We start from the raw sequence: 17,536 nt of genomic DNA, 5'->3' as shown, positions 1-17,536 counted from the left end.
CTTTGATTAGTCATTTTACATGTAGTTTGTTTGCAGTTAATGTGGTACAATTTCCAATCATCAATCATAAACTACAAAATAGCTTTGTTAACCTTACATTTGGTTTATCACAGATAAATCAATGTATGAGCCAAACATTTCCACTAACAGGTATTAGTTCAGTAGCTATTCATGGTGCAGATAATAACCATGCAGAATCATCGCATTTAACGCCTATTTACGCCACATCTACCTTTACATTCGATACAGCAGAACAAGGTATGGAACGCTTTGCCAGCCTTGATAAAGAAAAAATATACAGCCGTTGGGGCAATCCTACATTTAAAAATGCCGAGCAAACCATTGCTGCATTAGAAGCCTTTGGCCTTACCGATGAGGCAGGCAAGCCATTGCAATTAAAAGCCTTGTTACACGCTAGTGGGCAAGCTGCTATGGCTACTTTATTTTTAGCTAATCTACAAAGTGGCGATAGCGTTTTATCGCATTTCTCTTTGTATGGTGGTACTTACGAGTTAATGCACAAAGTATTGGCACAAAGTGGTATCAACATCATTATTGCAGATTTACGTGACTTAAATATTGCCGCTGAAACCATCAAAAACAATCCTTCTATTAAGCTAGTGCATTTAGAAACACCGGCTAACCCAACCATACAATGTGTAGATATTGAAGCCATTACCAAACTTGCAAAAGCAGAAAATATGCTGGTAAGTGTAGATAATACATTTGCAACGCCTTACTTACAGCAACCTTTTAAATACGGTGTTGATTTTGTGTTTCATAGTACTACTAAGTTTTTAAATGGTCATGGTACAGCTATAGGTGGGGCATTGATAGGTAAAGACATAGAATTGATGAAAACCAAAGTGTGGAAATGGCATGCCTTACTTGGTGGCAATGGCAATCCGTTTGATGCTTACCTTTTAATTACAGGTATGAAAACACTAGAACTACGCATGGATCGCCATTGTAGCAATGCCATGATTGTTGCTAAATTTTTAGAACAGCATCCTGCGGTAGCACATGTTAACTATACAGGCTTAACATCTCACCCCGATTACCATTTATGCCAAAAGCAAATGAAACATCCTGGTGCTTTAATGAGCTTTGAGCTAAAGGGTGGCTTAGAAGCAGGCAAAAGTTTTATAGACAAATTGCAAATGTGTGTGCGTGCTGTTAGCCTTGGTACTGTTGATACTTTGCTATCGCACCCAGCAAGTATGACGCACTTTAGCGTACCAAGAGAAGAACGCCTTAAATTTGGTATTACCGATGGCTTAATACGCTTAAGCGTAGGTATTGAAAATGTGGCAGATATTCTTGCCGATTTTGAACAAGCATTAGCATAAATAATGGGTAAAAAAATAGCAGTTATTGGTGCAGGTATTAGTGGCTTATCTACCGCTTATGTTTTGGTAAATAATGGCTTTGAAGTAACAGTGTTGGCAAAAGCATTTTCACCAAATATTACCTCAAATAGAGCAGCAGCATTTTGGTTTCCTTACCACGTTCGTGGCGATGAAAGAGCTATTAATTGGGTAGAAACAAGCTATCAATATTTTAAAGATTTATCTGCTGACGCTGCAAGTGGCATTAGTTTTATAAAAATAGTTAAAGGCATTAAAGAAGGCATTGTTGATGATGAAAGATGGATATCTTTTATGCCTGAAAATACTTGTAAAGAAGTGCCAACTGAGCAATTACCAAATGGCTACAAACAAGGCTTTGAGGCCAAAGTACCATTGGTAGAAACACAACTATTTCTGCCTTATTTACAACGCATTTTAACTGACAAAGGTGTTGTATTTAAAGAAGCCAATATTACTGATTTACAAACAGTCGGTCTATCTTATGATGTAGTGGTGAATTGTGCTGGTTTGGGCGCAAGTACCTTATGCAACGATAGTAGCATATTTCCTGTACGTGGTCAAGTATTGTTGGTAGAGCCAGGTTTTCCCAATGCTATTTTTCTAGACAATCATACGCCTACCTATATTGTACCAAGGCAAGATGCTACCATTATTGGCGGTACTTACGAAGAACATGTAGGCATTGAAACCACTGAGCCAGAAACGCTAAAACAGTTGTTGGCAAAAGCAAGCAATGTATTTCCTGAATTGCAGCACAAACGCATCATCGGTAATTGGGCAGGCTTACGGCCTTTTAGAGAAACAGTGCGATTAGAGAAAGAAGCTAATACCAATATTATTCATAACTATGGCCATGGTGGTAGTGGTTTTACCTTATCATTTGGCTGCGCAGAAGCGGTATTGCAATTGGTGAAACCCCAAGCAGCCCCTAACCCCTAAAGGGGAATAAAAGTTTACCCTGATAGAAATTCGTGTAATTCGTGAAATTGTAAAAATCCGTGCAACTACCTTCATTCGTGTAATTCGTGCATTTATCTTTAATTCGTGTTATGAAACTAAGAACAGCCGTAAAAGCAGATTGTAAAAGACTATTAGAATTAATTCAAGAACTAGCTGTGTACGAAAAAGCACCTGATGAGGTAATAGTAACGCTAGATCATTTTGAAGAAAGTGGTTTTGGTAAAAATCCTGTTTGGTGGGCTTTTGTGGCAGAAGATGCGCAACAAGTAGTACAAGGTTTTGCGCTGTATTATATTCGTTATAGCACCTGGAAAGGTCAGTGTATTTATTTAGAAGACCTACTAGTAACAGAACAAATGCGTGGCAAAGGGATAGGTAAGTTGTTATTTGAAGCAGTAATGAATGAAACTAAAAACAGAGGCTTCAAACGCATGTGCTGGCAAGTGCTTGATTGGAACGAGCCTGCTATGAATTTCTACAAAAAATATAACGCCACATTAGACCCAGAATGGATGAATGGCATTATTGATTTCTAATGCTACAAACCTAATTTTTCTATCGCAGTTTGCGCAGCTATTTGGCTAGCGTCTTTTTTATTAAAGCCTTTACCTTGGGTAATTACTTCGCCATCAATAACGGTATTGATAATAAAAATGCGTCTGCCACTTTCTAGCTTTTCTTCAGCAAGGTCAAAGGTGAGTACTTTACCATTTTTGCTGGCCCAGCCTATCAGTTTGTTTTTAAGGTTGATGTCTACGAGTTCTAAGTCATCAACAAACATGTGAGGGATAACTATTTGCTTTAGCACCCATTGGTGCGTTTTACGGTAACCTTTATCTAAATAGATAGCACCAACAACCGCTTCAAGGGTGTTGCCAAAAATCTGGCTGTTACGCAGCGAATTATCGAATTTATTGAAAAGGGTAATCTTCTTTAAACCCATTTTCACAGCAATATCATTCAATTGCTGACGATTAACCATTTTGCTACGCATTTCGGTTAAAAAACCTTCGCCTTTATATGGGTATCTTTTAAATAAGTAGTCGGCTACAATAGCGCTCAAAACAGCATCGCCTAGATACTCTAGACGTTCGTTATTTTCTTCGGGTGTATCTTTTACGCTACGATGGCTAAGAGCGGTGTAATAAATACCCATGTTAGTAGGCTTTATGCCTAAAGTATTTTTTACATTCTCTTCAAATGATTGGGTGGTTGATTTTTTTAGTAATCTTTTTAGTATTTCCACCACGTTATGCCACGTATTTTTTAACTATTACACAAGCATTATGACCACCAAAACCAAATGTATTACTCAATGCTGCGTTTACAATTCGTTTTTGTGCAGTATTAAAAGTAAAGTTTAGCTTGCTGTCTAAATCAGGATCATCTGTAAAGTGATTAATCGTTGGCGGTACAATATCATGCACCACACTTTGTATGCAAGCAATAGCTTCTATTACACCTGCAGCACCTAAAGTATGGCCTGTCATAGACTTAGTGCTACTAATGTTTAAGTTATAAGCATGCGCACCAAATACGTCGGTAATCGCTTTCACTTCGGCTACATCACCAAGCGGTGTAGAAGTACCATGTGTATTAATGTAATCAATTTCTTCTGGTTTCATACCTGCATCTTGCAGTGCAGAAATCATCACATTTTTTGCACCCAATCCTTCAGGATGTGGGGCTGTTAAATGGTAAGCATCAGCAGTAGCACCGCCGCCAGCCACTTCACAATATATTTTGGCACCACGCTTAATAGCATGGTCGTATTCTTCAAATACTAATACACCAGCAGCTTCGCCCATTACAAAACCATCACGGTCTTTATCGTAAGGTCTGCTAGCTGAGGTAGGGTCATCGTTACGCTCACTCATGGCTTTCATGGCATTAAAGCCACCAACACCTGCTTCGCAAATAACGGCTTCAGCACCACCACATAATATTACGTCGGCTCTACCTAGGCGAATAGTGTCTAACGCAGATACCATTGCATTGGTACTACTAGCACAAGCACTTACTACAGCATAGTTAGGCCCCCTAAAACCATGACGCATAGATATTTGCCCTGCAGCTATATCTAAAATCATTTTTGGTATAAAGAAAGGATTGAAACGAGGTGTTCCATCACCTTTTGCAAAATTCATTACCTCTTCTTGAAAGGTATTGATACCACCAATGCCACTTGCAAAAATGACACCCACTCTATCCACATCTACATTTTCTTTAGAAATGCCACTATCAAACACAGCCATATCGCTTGCAGCAATAGATAATTGTGCAAAACGATCCATACGCTTAGCTTCTTTTCTATCCATGTAGTTTACAGGATCGAAGCCTTTTACCTCGCAAGCAAACTGTGTTTTAAATTTTGAGGCATCAAATAGTGTAATCTTATCAGCACCTGATACACCGTTCACCAAATTGTTCCAGTAATCGTCTAAATTATTGCCTATTGGTGTTAATGTACCAATACCTGTTACTACTACTCTTTTAAGTGCCATATAGGAAAGCCTTTAAGTTAGAAATCCGCCTTACCTTGGCTTAAACCTAAGTAAGGCGGATTTTAAATTATTCTTTAAGAAAAGCGAGTGAAAACTACTTAGCGTTCTCTTCTAAGTAAGCAACTGCTTGACCAACGGTAGTGATGGTTTCAGCTTGCTCATCTGGAATTGAAATGTTAAATTCTTTTTCAAATTCCATGATTAATTCAACGGTATCCAAAGAATCGGCACCGAGGTCGTTGGTAAAAGAAGCTTCTGTGGTAACTTCTGCTTCGTCAACTCCTAATTTATCAACGATAATTTTTTTCACTCTTGTTGCGATGTCTGACATTGTAATTATTTTTTAGTTACGGGTGCAAAAATATACTTTTTGGTAAAACCGCAAGTTTTTAAATGAATTTTGTTTCAGAATGGGAAAATTTATATTGGTTACTAACATCAAAGGGATGCTTTATGCCCATTTTGTATGTAAAAGAGAACTTGTAATCAAATACTTACTTGTGTATCATCATAAAAAAGGTAATGGCAACTTTTAAAAAGTTGCCATTACTTATATTTTTAACAGGATAATTTTAATTAAAAAAAGATGCTTAGTTAATTTTTACCAAAAAATCTTGTACCAAGTTGGTTGATATTTTTACATCTTTTGTTTGTACAATCTTGTTCTTTTCGTTTAAAATAGTAAACGTTAGTACTTTTACATCACCTACTTCTGGCAGTTGCACTTTTTTGTAAAATGCTTTGTTGTTATACGATTCTTCAAATAAAACATCGCCATTTTCATCTTTAATTACAAAAGAAAAATACTTACCGCTTAAGTTATTATATCTCACATCAAATTCTAAACCCTCTGCACTGTTACCTACATAAATAAGGTCTAGTTTGTAAGCTGATGAACTATCTAAAACGATATTTTCTGAAGTTTTTGTAATAATAGAGTTAGCCTTAGCTTGTACTGAAAAGAAAAGGGCTACTGCCAATATGTTTGCTACTACAATTCTTTTTGCGATGTTGTTTAATGTTTGCATGTTCATAACTGTTTCAATTTAAAAATTTAATAATAAAATTATCATTCACAAGTCAAGCAAAACAGTAGAAAATACAGCGAAGCAAAAGCTGAATCAGCAGAAGTGTTTCATTGCTAGCAGACAAGACATATCGTTGAAGAGAGGGTAAAACCTTTTTTAAAATCTGCTAATGTTACTCTTAATACCTAAGAGAGATAAAAAGTAACCCTAAGTTTTACGTAAATTTACGCAAACGCTTTCGTAACACTTTCTTAATATGGGTTATTTGAACACATAGGCATATAGCAAAGAGCTAAAAAACATAGAAATTGTATTAAAAATAGTATTTTAAAGTATTTAATACTTCTAAAAATGATTCAACAAGTAATTATAAATAATCTATATGCTCGTATTCCTAACTATATATCTATGTGTTAAACCCATCTAAACGGGTTTATTCAAAATATTCCAAAGGGCATCTTTTAGTTCTACCAAACCAGTATTAGTAACTGAAGAAATAAAATAATGAGGTACATCAGCTGGCAACTCTTTACTTATGGCTTCTTTCAATTCAGTATCAAGCATATCGCTTTTACTTACTGCAATAATGAAATCTTTTTCCAGCATTTCTTCGTTGTATTCTTCCAGTTCATTTAGCAATACCTCAAATTCACGTTTATGGTCGTTGCTGTCTGCAGGAATTAAAAATAACAAGCAAGAATTACGTTCAATATGGCGCAAAAAACGATGCCCCAAGCCTTTACCTTCGGCAGCACCTTCAATAATACCTGGCAAATCTGCTATGCAAAAACTCTTACCATCACGGTATTCTACCATACCTAACTGAGGTACCAAAGTAGTAAATGCATAATTGGCAATTTTAGGTTTTGCCGCTGTAATTACAGATAGTAAAGTAGATTTACCAGCATTAGGAAAACCCACCAAACCTACATCTGCCAATACTTTTAGCTCTAAATTCTTATAGCCTTCTACACCTGGCTCACCTGGTTGCGAGTGCTCAGGCACTTGGTTAGTAGATGTGGCAAAATGTTGGTTACCCCAACCACCACGACCGCCACGTAACCAAATTATTTCCTGCCCATGTTCTAACACTTCAGCCTCTATCTCGCCAGTTTCTTCATCACGTGCAATGGTTCCTAAAGGGACATCTATATATATATCGGCACCATCTTTACCAGTGCAATTACTCTTGCTACCATTCTCACCATTTTCTGCTAATACATTTTTATAATAACGAAGGTGCAAAAGCGTCCATAAGTTAGCATTGCCACGCAATATAATATGTGCACCTCTACCACCATCACCACCATCTGGCCCACCCATTGCGGTCAATTTGTTGCGCATAAAATGCGTTTGCCCGGCACCACCATGACCACTTCTTGCAAAAATGCGTATATAATCTATGAAATTCTTTTCTGACACGTGTTGTAAGTATTTAGTAAAACGTTTGCAAAGGTAGCGTAAAAACTGCCCCCTCAATCCCTCAGGGAATTAAAACAAACACACCGATTACTATGGTAAGATAGCTTAAGAATTATGTGACACTAAAACGCTAGGCTTATTTGCGAAATCTGCTAGCAATTTCTTTATTACACTTCAAACGAGTAAGCGTTCAATTCTTCTTTGTGTACCGCTGTGTCTTTGTGCCTCTGTGGCAAACTTTGGCTTAGCAAAATCAGCGGCAAATAAAAACAAGCATAGCGCACATTTCACTTATTTTCGTTTTAACAAACAAATACGATTGTAAATGCCACTAAGTAAAATTGCAGGGATAGGTATGTATGTACCTAATAATATAGTTACCAATAACGACCTTACCAAGTACATGGAAACCAATGACGAATGGATTCAAGAACGTACTGGTATTAAGGAGCGTCGCTACGCACACCGCACAGAAGAAACTACCACTACAATGGCTGTTGAGGCAGCCACAATTGCTATACAACGGGCTGGCATTACACCGCAAGACATTGATTTTATTGTATTTGCAACTCTTTCTCCCGACTATTATTTTCCGGGCTGTGGTGTACTGGTACAGCGTGCCATGAAAATGAGAGAAATAGGCGCACTAGATATTAGAAACCAATGCAGCGGCTTTGTATATGCTTTAAGCGTTGCTGATCAATTTATAAAAACTGGTATGTACAAAAACATATTGGTAATAGGTAGCGAGAAGCACTCTTTTGGGCTAGATTTTAGTACAAGAGGTAGAAATGTAAGTGTGATTTTCGGTGATGGTGCAGGTGCTGTGGTACTGCAACCTACTGAACAAGAAAATCAAGGTATTTTAAGTACCCATTTACATAGCGATGGTGAGAGCGCAGAAATATTAGCCATGTACAATCCTGGTACACATGCTAACCATTGGGCGGCAAAAAACTATGCCACTTTTCCTGAAGCTGAAATTGGTGAGATGTTTATGAGCCACGAAATGATTGACTCTGCACAAAATTTTCCATATATGGATGGACCAAGCGTATTTAAAAAAGCAGTGGTAAAATTTCCAGAAGTAATTGTAGAAGCCTTACAAGCAAATGGCTTGCAACCAAGCGACATTAATATGTTAATACCGCATCAAGCCAACTTGCGCATTGCGCAGTTTGTACAGCAGAAGCTAGGTTTACGAGAGGATCAAGTGTTTAATAATATTCAGAAGTATGGCAACACCACGGCTGCTAGTGTACCTATTGCCTTATGCGAAGCCTTTGAAGTGGGCAAAATTAAAGAAGGCGATTTAGTATGTTTAGCAGCTTTTGGTAGCGGCTTTACTTGGGCTAGTGCTTTGTTGAGGTGGTAAATAAAAAGGGAATAGAATTTTAGATTCTATTCCCTTTTGCGACAGTTTTCTTTTTCCTCTTTGCCTTATGGCTTTCTGCCTACCCGTCATTGCGCGAAGCGAAGCAATCTCTTTTCCTTCCTGCCTCTTTGCCTTAATACGCTTTGCCTTTTACAGCGTATTATTCAGCCACTTAATATCCTTTGTTAGTTTATAAAATTCAGCACTAGTTACATAGTCCTGTGTTGCTTTTAAGTGATTAGCATGGTGCATATCAGTACCTATAAATTCAACCATTCTTTCTTTAATCAATCGTTCGGCTGTTTGTTTTACATATTTGCCATAATAGCCAGAGAGTGATAATAAGTTTACTTGCATAAACACGCCTCTATCTCTAATGTCTTGATATTTTTTAAATTGGTTATGGTAGTAATTATAACGTTCAGGGTGTGCCAAAATTGGCTGCATCCCTTTAATACTTAAATCGTATAATACATTATATAAGTTAGTAGCTTCTAACATATAACTCATTTCAACCAAAATATGATTCTGACCAAAAGTGAGTAGTTGCCTACCTTCTTTTAGATATTGCTCAAAAGTATCATCAATCATATATTCAGCACCAGCTTCTACCACAACAGCAACACCTGCATCTTTTAAAGCTTTTTGCACCAATGCCAATTTGGGTAAAATAGTTTCTGGGCTATTATTATGAACCCCCGAAAGTATATGTGGTGTGCAAATAAATTTTTTATACCCAACTGCTTGCAAAGCTTTCATATAATCAATAGTGTCTTCAATGGTTTGCAAGCCGTCATCTATACCTGGCAATAAATGCGAGTGCATATCTACCATGAGAAAAGACAAATCAGGTGTTACAGGTTTAGGTTTACCGAAAGAAAATAGCATACTCGAATATTATCAAAAAAATGGCAAAATGTAAAATTACATTCCTAACACTGTTATAAGCAAAAAAAATACCAATAAAAAAATTTACTGGTATTGTATTATTTAAAATATATTTCTATCGTCTGTTGACGTTCTTCGGCCGACTATTTTCCAACTTCCTGCCTCTTTGACTATATCCTATGTGCCTTTGTGGTGAAATGCTTACTGCTTCCCCCTTCGGGGGGATTGAGGGGGCTAAAACTGCTTCGGCAATTTAAACAGTTCTTCTTTAGGCAAACTTTTAAAGTATTCATAAGTTGTTTTCAAGCCTTCTGCTCTACTTACTTTAGGCGACCATCCTAAAATTTCTCTTGCTTTAGTAATATCTGGTTGGCGTTGCTTAGGATCATCTTTTGGCAGAGGCTTGTATGAAATTTTAACCGATGAATCAGTTAATGTCAATATCTCTTTTGCAAAATCTAACAACGATATTTCGTCAGGATTACCAATATTTACAGGAAACGCATAATCACTCATTAGCAAACGGTAAATGCCATCCACCAAATCATCTACATAGCAGAAAGAACGTGTCTGACTTCCATCACCAAACACAGTCAAGTCTTCACCACGCAATGCTTGGCCAATAAACGCAGGCAAAGCTCTGCCATCATTTAGGCGCATTTTAGGCCCATAAGTATTAAATATTCGCACTATTCTTGTTTCTACACCATGAAAAGTGTGATAAGCCATAGTAATAGCCTCTTGAAAGCGTTTTGCCTCATCGTATACACCCCTTGGGCCAATAGGGTTTACATTACCCCAATACTCCTCAGTTTGTGGGTGTACCAAAGGATCACCATATATTTCACTAGTAGATGCAATGATAATTCTGGCATTTTTGGCTTTTGCTAAGCCTAAACAATTATGCGTACCTAATGAACCAACTTTTAAAGTCTGAATAGGAATTTTCAAATAATCTATCGGGCTTGCCGGCGAAGCAAAATGTAGGATATAATCTAATTCACCCGGTATATGGATATATTTAGACACATCATGATGGTAAAACTCAAATGTTGGTAATGGGAATAAATGTTCAATATTCTTTAAATCGCCAGTAATTAAATTATCCATGCCTATTACATGATAGCCTTCATTAATAAATCGGTCACACAAGTGTGAACCTAAAAATCCAGCTGCACCAGTTACTAATACACGCCCCTTAACTGCTGTTGTTTTGTCTAAATTAGTATGCATAAAAGTTTATTTTTGTACAAGTAACTATCAGTTATCTACAATTATTCATTCCTGATAATTCTCAATTATTAATTCATAATTTTTATTTCTGTATTACCCTTTTTGCCTATCTGCCTTGTCATCTCCTCTTGCCTCATTGCCTTCCTTTATCGCCCTTTCTTATCCTCATTGCGAGGAACGAAGCAATCTATTTATTGCTTTATGCCGTTCTTTATATTGTCTTAAAAAAATAGTTATATTAGTTGTGCAAAACTTCACTGTCTGTTAACAGTCTACCGTTTCCCTCACTTCCTGCCTCTTTGCCTTCCTTTATCGCCCTTTCTCATCGTCATTGCGAGGAACGAAGCAATCTATTTATTGCTCTATGCCGTTCTTTATATTGTCTTAAAAAAAATAGTTATATTAGTTGTGTAAAACTTCACTGTCTGTTAACAGTCTACTGTTTCCCTCACTTCCTGCCTCTTTGCCTTCCTTTATCGCCCTTTCTCATCGTCATTGCGAGGAATGAAGCAATCTATTTATTGCTTTATGCCGTTCTTTATATTGTCTTAAAAAAATAGTTATATTAGTTGTGTAAAAACTTCACTGTCTGTTAACAGTCTACTGTTTCCCTCACTTCCTGCCTCTTTGCCTTATATCTTCCTGCCTTTCCCTACGGCCTCCCTACACTTTCGTAATGGAAGCCAAGTTGTTTCATTTGTTGTTTATCAAATAAATTTCTACCATCAAAAACAACTTTATTATTCAATTTCTCGGTAATAATATCAAAATCAGGTGTCCTAAATTCAGCCCATTCTGTAGCAATAATTAGTGCATCAGCATTATCCAAACAGCTATATTGGTTCTCAACAAACGATATTTTATTACCAACAATCGCCTTTACATTAGGCATTGCTTCAGGGTCATAAGTTGAAACAGTAGCACCAGAAGCTACCAAAGCATCAATTAAATATAAAGCTGGCGCCTCTCGTATATCATCGGTGTTGGGTTTAAAAGCTAGCCCCCACAATGCAAAATGTTTACCAGAAATGTCATTATTAAAATATGCCTTTATTTTAGGTATTAAATGCAGCTTTTGAGCTTCATTTACATCTTCTACAGCTCTTAATATCTGAAAATCATAACCTACTTCTTCAGATGATTTAATTAAGGCTTGTACATCTTTAGGGAAGCAGCTACCGCCATATCCAATACCGGGGAATAAAAAGCGTTTACCAATCCTATCATCACTACCAATACCTCTACGCACCATATCCACATCTGCACCTAGTCGCTCACACAATTGTGCAATTTCATTCATAAAAGAAATCTTAGTAGCTAAAAAAGAGTTAGCCGCATACTTAGTTAATTCAGCACTTTTTTCATCCATAAAAATCACAGGATTCCCTTGTCTCACATAAGGGGCATATAATTCAGCCATTACTTGCCTCGCTCTTTCACTATTCACGCCTATCACAACTCTGTCAGGCTTCATAAAATCTTCTACAGCTACCCCTTCACGTAAAAACTCAGGGTTACTTACCACATCAAATTCACCTGTATAGTTAGCTGCTATGGCATTGTGTACCTTCTGTGCAGTACCTACAGGCACTGTACTTTTATCTACAATTACTTTATAGTCAGTCATTATTTTACCCAAATCATTGGCCACACCTAGTACATATTTCAAGTCAGCACTACCATCCGCACCTGGTGGTGTAGGCAATGCTAAAAATACAATGGCAGCATCTTTTACACCATCAGCTAGCGATGTTGTAAACGTCAATCGCTTCTCATTCAAATTTCGTAAAAAAATCTTCTCTAAACCAGGCTCATAAATAGTAATCTGACCACTAGATAGTTTATCTACTTTGCTTTGATCAATATCTATACAAGTTACCTTATTACCAGTTTCTGCAAAACAAGTACCTGAAACCAAGCCTACATAGCCTGTACCTACAACTGCAATTTTCATAAATATGTATTTTAGTAGTCACCTCAGTTCCCCAAAAGGAGCATTAAAACCTGAAGCGACTTGTGAAAAATAAATAATCAATAATAACTTGTCATTCTGAGTTCCAAAGAATCTTACCTCATCATTGCGAAGAACTACTCGTCCCGAAAACGGGAAAACAATCTCCACTCAACTTGACTTTACCTATCAGCGCCATTCAGCGAAATCTGCGAGCAACACCCAAAAGCGAAGCGCCAACTTACACCTCTTTCCTAATCCCCCCTTTGGGGGATTGAGGGGGCTATTGCTTCCATAAAATGATCAATAACATTAGCCTTATTCAAATAAGTAGATGCATATTTGCTTGCATTCTCAGAAATACTAGCCTTAATTGTATGATTATTTTTAGCCAATGCCACAATCGCCTGTTCAAATACCAACACATTTTCTGGCTGTATCAAAACACCCATTTTATAAGTATCTATTACGTCATACAAACTAGTGCCTTTTAAGGCGGTTACAATACTTAAACCTCCAACCGCTAAAATATTCGTTAATTTCGAAGGTAGCAATAAATCGCCAGCACTTTCTTTTTGTACTATCAAATGGCAGTAAGCATAATTAAGCAATTGATTAAAAACAGGTATGGGCTGTAAATCAATAAAAAGAATATTCGTTATGCACTTATCAACTATTGCTTGCTTCAGTTTCTCTCTGTAAGGCCCCGTACCAGAAATCACAAACACAACATTTTCACATTGCTTCGCCACATTTGGGGCTACTTCTAAAATAATCTCTAACCCCTGTTTCTCACCTATGGCACCAGAGTAGAAAAAAACTTTCTTGTTTAATGGAATACCCAAACTAGCAATAATAGCCGGGTCAGGCTGCGTTTTAAATATTCTAGTATTGTCTACCCAGTTTGGAAATAGTAAAACGTTGGTAAGCTTTGTTTTTTTATCCAAAACCTTTTGTTGCATACCCGTAGAGATGGTAGAAACTACAGTAGCATGGTTTAATATAAAGCGTTCTACATTTACGAGTAAGCGCTGTAGCCAACCCTCCTCAATAATGTTTAAATCAATGGCAGCATCTATTTGCAAATCTTGAATATGGTAAATAAATTTGGTAGATGGTCTAAACAGCTTCAGCAACAAACCATGAAAACCACACATAAAACTTGGTGATGGTGTAACAATAATATCAAATCGCTTAAACCTTACTATCTGCCAAATAACAACAAATAACGTACTGATATAAAAGCTGAAATCTTGTAAAATACGTTTTGCACCAGTGGGATTAACTGGTATATAAAATGGGCATCGAATGACCTGTACACCATTAATCATTTCTTTTTTGTAGCCTTTGTTGGTATAACCTTCAAATACTTGCCAATTAGGGTAATAAGGATAAGCCGTTAAAACTTTTACCACATGACCGCTTGCAGCCATATATTTACACATTTCTGCATTATACTTACCTATACCCGTTAGTTCAGGTTCGTAGTTATAGGATATTAAAAGGATTTTTTTCGAGATACTCATCTTTATATTTATTACCATCGAGGTTTAATATACAATGCGGGGTTACCCCCAAAAATAGAATTTGGAGGTACAGATTTAGTAATTACCGAGCAAGAAGTAATAACACTATCAACACCAATTTCAACATTTGGGGAAATGAAAACATTTGCTCCAAGCCAACAACCACTATTTAATATTATCATGCCATTTCTATATGGCATATTTTTAATTTTATAATTATGGTTACCGCCACACAAAAAGACCCTTTGGCTTATACAAACATTATCACCAATAACCAACTCTTCAAAGTTTAAGATGAAAACTTCCTCGCCTATCCAAACATTATTACCTATTTTCAGTTTCCATGGCATGTGAATATTAATTCTAGGCTTTAATAAAACCCCATTGCCAACTGTTGCACCAAAAATTCGGAGCAAGAATACTTTAAATCGACTTGGAAAAGGCAAAAAGGTCGTAAAAAAAGATATCTTAAATAAATACCATATCATTTCTTTGTACTTACTAGCACCTCTATCTAACCCAATTAATGGATTAAATAAATCCAATCTTACCTTTGATTTAATTTCGCCTAAATTCATATTTATTAATTAGTACTGTTTTTTTGCATAATATCAATAATACCCTTTGTAAATATTTGTTCTGTAAAATTATTCTTCGCATAGTCAATATTACTTTTAGAAAATTGGTCTATATATATTGGAAGATTTTCTTGAATATCCAAAAGAGTGTTCACCAAATCATCAATAGATTTTGGTGATACTAGGAATCCATTCTTTTTACTTATCACATCTGGAATTCCTGCATGATTAGTTGTAACAATAATATTACCAGTTGCTAAAGCTTCTAACAATGCTATAGGCTGCCCCTCCATCTCATAATAAGTTGGTAATACAAATACATTAGCTGAATCTAACACATTTTTCTTTTCGATACCATTTACAATGCCTTGATAAGATAATTTATTTTTCAAACTAAGAAAATGTTTAGATATTTTATCTTCAACTTTAGTTTCTATTATACCAGCTATAGTTATAGAAAAATCAATACCCAAGTCATCAAGAATTTCTAAAGCAGAAAGTAGCTCAAGTATACCCTTTTGAGACATCAAATTACTCAAGTATAAAATTTGCATTTTATCACGTCTTTTTTCTATACTAAGTGAAAACAAACTTTCATTAACAAAATTTTTAACAACATAAATATTAGTAGCAGGTAATAAATTCTTGAAATTAGCTCTTAATGATTCGGACAGTACAATACCAGCAGAAGCCTTAGAAATAAGCGCACAGAATATCTTCTTTTTAATCCCCGTGAGCAATTGGTATTGCTTACCTAAATAATTTCCGTGTAAGTGTATTATGTAAGGCCTTTTAGAGATTAAACAAACCAAGATGAACGGTGAATACTTTAGTATCCCGAAAAAAGTTTGACCAGGTGTCATGTAAACAATAGATGCCCTATTTATTTTAAATAATTGTAAAAAAATGGGGAAAAATGAAAATGCTTTTTTTAATGAGAATTTACTTCCTTGACTAGAAGATACAATAGATGTGTTAGTATCTATAAATGAACAGTTAAATCCAAGGCTTTTTATATTATTAAAAATAGTCTTATTTGCTAATGAGCAGCCATTTATTGGATTAGGAAATGGACCTATTATTAGAATTTTCAATTAGCTAAATTTGATTTGCAAATATATTAAAGATTTATTAGTATAATAATCTAAATGTATATATATTGCTTTTTTTGTGATATATTTTCGATTACTTTTTTTTTATAATTTTCATTATGCAATCAATTTAATTATTGCGTCTTTAAATTCATGCACGTTTTCCGATTCACATAATATGCCATAATCATATGAAGTTATAATATCTAAAGACGCACCCACCTTATTGCTTGAAATAATGGGTTTGCCAGCAGCTATAGCTTCATTTATAACAATCGCCCAACCATCATGTGTGCTAGCAAATGCAAAAGTATCCGAAATAATAACAGATATCTTTGTTAACCTATCATTAAAAAGTTTAGACAACCTTTGTATCTCTGTAGCCGGCTCACCCGATGCAGCCGACATAAATTCTCTTACAGAAAGACTTTTTATTATTCATTTAACATTATTAATAATCACATATATAAACTTACGCTTTTGTGCGAAATTTTTCTATACCGCTAATCAATTCATCTGCTGCATTACCCCAGTTACGTACAGTTTTTGCAGTATTAAGTGCATTTTTAGACATTTCGTTAACTAATTGATGGTCGTTGGCTAAAAGTTGCATTTTTTCAAGAATTTTATCACTATTGGCAATAGGCACTATAAATCCTTCATGATTATTTTTTACGAAATCGTCACCACCAGTATTAGTGGTAATTATTAGTGGTAATCCGTATGAGAGTGCCTCAGTTTGCACCAAAGCTAAACCCTCTTCCAAACTAGGCAAAACAAATATTGTCGCCAGTTTGTATTCATTTGCCAATTGCTCTCCTTTTAAAATACCTTTAAAAGTGACGTATTTAGGAATAACAAAATTTTCTAACCCAGTTACAGTAGTCTGATGACCTACTATAACAAATTCTTTATTAGGATGGTCTAACCTTTTAAAAGCTTCTAAAGCGTATCTTAAACCTTTTCTATAATGTATTTGTCCTACATACAAAACTCTAAATACGTCATTGGCATTTCTCTCTTTACGCCTATAATTTAGTTCTATTTTTGGAAATCCGAAATTTACTTTAAGTATCTTTTTATCATCAAAACCTTTAGCAATAAAAGAACGTCTTACAAACTCTGATGGAACCAAAATCAAGTCAGCAAGTTCGTATGTTTTTAAACGTAATGCCGCATCTGGTTCTAGTTGAAACGGCACTTTAGTCTTTAATTTTTTGTATTCATCTAACATTAACTCATGATAGTAGTCTACATGACTGTTTACTTCTTCAATAATACAAATAGGTGGATTAGGTAAGTTTTTTTTTACCCTTCGTGTTGTGTTATAACCTTGTGTCCTATAAAATATAAATACATCGGATTCTTTAGCCCATTTATACGAAGCATAATCTAATTGTAGATTAGCCAATTTTAAAATTATTTTTATTGCAGCATAAGGGAATCTGAATCTTAAAAACGCTACAAAAAAAGTTTGAAAAAAATCATGTCTTTTCAATTTTTTTCCGATGCTAGGTAGAGGCGACCGTGGACTAAGCCTACTAAAACCACTTACGAAAGCATGTAAACAACCTATTACGTTCATAGACTCAGCATAAGGATAATGGTGC

17 protein-coding genes are annotated in these 17,536 nt (G+C 35.7%); 4 read left to right on the top strand and 13 right to left on the bottom strand.

What is annotated here, in order from left to right:
* Positions 1-125: 125 nt before the first annotated feature.
* The 3 genes from ACT9TX_RS11420 (at position 126) to ACT9TX_RS11410 (ending at position 2,866) form a co-directional block, all read left to right on the top strand.
* Positions 126-1,349 carry a trans-sulfuration enzyme family protein gene (locus tag ACT9TX_RS11420; RefSeq protein ID WP_481338422.1) on the top strand — a complete coding sequence of 408 codons (1,224 nt, stop codon included), beginning with the start codon at positions 126-128 and terminating at the stop codon, positions 1,347-1,349.
* A 3-nt stretch (positions 1,350-1,352) separates the two neighbouring features.
* Positions 1,353-2,309 carry an FAD-dependent oxidoreductase gene (locus tag ACT9TX_RS11415; protein WP_481338421.1) on the top strand — a complete coding sequence of 319 codons (957 nt, stop codon included), beginning with the start codon at positions 1,353-1,355 and terminating at the stop codon, positions 2,307-2,309.
* Between the two features lie 110 nt (positions 2,310-2,419).
* Positions 2,420-2,866 (top strand): N-acetyltransferase family protein, encoded by a 447-nt coding sequence (locus ACT9TX_RS11410; protein WP_481338420.1) that lies wholly within the window; start codon positions 2,420-2,422, stop codon positions 2,864-2,866.
* 2 nt (positions 2,867-2,868) lie between these two features.
* Here ACT9TX_RS11410 and rnc read toward each other — a convergent pair whose 3' ends face one another.
* The 5 genes from rnc to obgE all read right to left on the bottom strand — a co-directional run bounded on the left by rnc (position 2,869) and on the right by obgE (position 7,284).
* The gene (gene rnc, locus ACT9TX_RS11405) at positions 2,869-3,576 is read right to left on the bottom strand and encodes a ribonuclease III (protein ID WP_481338419.1); all 708 of its coding nucleotides are present in this window, start codon (positions 3,574-3,576) and stop codon (positions 2,869-2,871) included.
* 4 nt (positions 3,577-3,580) lie between these two features.
* Positions 3,581-4,834, bottom strand: coding sequence for a beta-ketoacyl-ACP synthase II (gene fabF / locus ACT9TX_RS11400; protein WP_481338418.1), 1,254 nt, complete (start codon positions 4,832-4,834; stop codon positions 3,581-3,583).
* 94 nt (positions 4,835-4,928) lie between these two features.
* Positions 4,929-5,165: an acyl carrier protein gene (locus tag ACT9TX_RS11395; RefSeq protein WP_379015382.1), complete on the bottom strand. Its 237-nt coding sequence runs from the start codon at positions 5,163-5,165 to the stop codon at positions 4,929-4,931.
* 259 nt (positions 5,166-5,424) lie between these two features.
* On the bottom strand, positions 5,425-5,868 hold the full coding sequence (locus ACT9TX_RS11390) for a hypothetical protein (protein WP_481338417.1): 444 nt from the start codon (positions 5,866-5,868) through the stop codon (positions 5,425-5,427).
* 417 nt (positions 5,869-6,285) lie between these two features.
* Positions 6,286-7,284, bottom strand: coding sequence for a GTPase ObgE (gene obgE, locus ACT9TX_RS11385; protein WP_481338416.1), 999 nt, complete (start codon positions 7,282-7,284; stop codon positions 6,286-6,288).
* A gap of 325 nt (positions 7,285-7,609) precedes the next feature.
* On the opposite strand from obgE, the gene ACT9TX_RS11380 reads away from it, so the two are divergent.
* Positions 7,610-8,659, top strand: coding sequence for a 3-oxoacyl-ACP synthase III family protein (locus ACT9TX_RS11380; RefSeq protein ID WP_481338415.1), 1,050 nt, complete (start codon positions 7,610-7,612; stop codon positions 8,657-8,659).
* A 150-nt stretch (positions 8,660-8,809) separates the two neighbouring features.
* Here ACT9TX_RS11380 and ACT9TX_RS11375 read toward each other — a convergent pair whose 3' ends face one another.
* From ACT9TX_RS11375 to ACT9TX_RS11340, 8 genes are all read right to left on the bottom strand, one after another.
* Positions 8,810-9,547, bottom strand: coding sequence for a tyrosine-protein phosphatase (locus ACT9TX_RS11375; RefSeq protein WP_481338414.1), 738 nt, complete (start codon positions 9,545-9,547; stop codon positions 8,810-8,812).
* Between the two features lie 234 nt (positions 9,548-9,781).
* Positions 9,782-10,780: a UDP-glucuronic acid decarboxylase family protein gene (locus tag ACT9TX_RS11370; protein WP_481338413.1), complete on the bottom strand. Its 999-nt coding sequence runs from the start codon at positions 10,778-10,780 to the stop codon at positions 9,782-9,784.
* Between the two features lie 652 nt (positions 10,781-11,432).
* Complete coding sequence (locus ACT9TX_RS11365; RefSeq protein WP_481338412.1) at positions 11,433-12,734, bottom strand: UDP-glucose dehydrogenase family protein; 1,302 nt, start codon at positions 12,732-12,734, stop codon at positions 11,433-11,435.
* A gap of 251 nt (positions 12,735-12,985) precedes the next feature.
* Positions 12,986-14,257, bottom strand: coding sequence for a WcaI family glycosyltransferase (locus tag ACT9TX_RS11360; RefSeq protein WP_481338411.1), 1,272 nt, complete (start codon positions 14,255-14,257; stop codon positions 12,986-12,988).
* 11 nt (positions 14,258-14,268) lie between these two features.
* The gene (locus ACT9TX_RS11355) at positions 14,269-14,835 is read right to left on the bottom strand and encodes an LbetaH domain-containing protein (protein ID WP_481338410.1); all 567 of its coding nucleotides are present in this window, start codon (positions 14,833-14,835) and stop codon (positions 14,269-14,271) included.
* Between the two features lie 5 nt (positions 14,836-14,840).
* Positions 14,841-15,929 carry a glycosyltransferase family 4 protein gene (locus ACT9TX_RS11350; protein ID WP_481338409.1) on the bottom strand — a complete coding sequence of 363 codons (1,089 nt, stop codon included), beginning with the start codon at positions 15,927-15,929 and terminating at the stop codon, positions 14,841-14,843.
* A gap of 114 nt (positions 15,930-16,043) precedes the next feature.
* Positions 16,044-16,334: a glycosyltransferase gene (locus ACT9TX_RS11345; RefSeq protein WP_481338408.1), complete on the bottom strand. Its 291-nt coding sequence runs from the start codon at positions 16,332-16,334 to the stop codon at positions 16,044-16,046.
* A gap of 64 nt (positions 16,335-16,398) precedes the next feature.
* Positions 16,399-17,424 (bottom strand): glycosyltransferase family 4 protein, encoded by a 1,026-nt coding sequence (locus ACT9TX_RS11340; RefSeq protein ID WP_481338407.1) that lies wholly within the window; start codon positions 17,422-17,424, stop codon positions 16,399-16,401.
* Positions 17,425-17,536 lie beyond the last annotated feature (112 nt).

The organism is Parasediminibacterium sp. HNIBRBA5674 (assembly GCF_056745525.1).
This window is presented reverse-complemented; position numbering and strand designations above follow the sequence as displayed.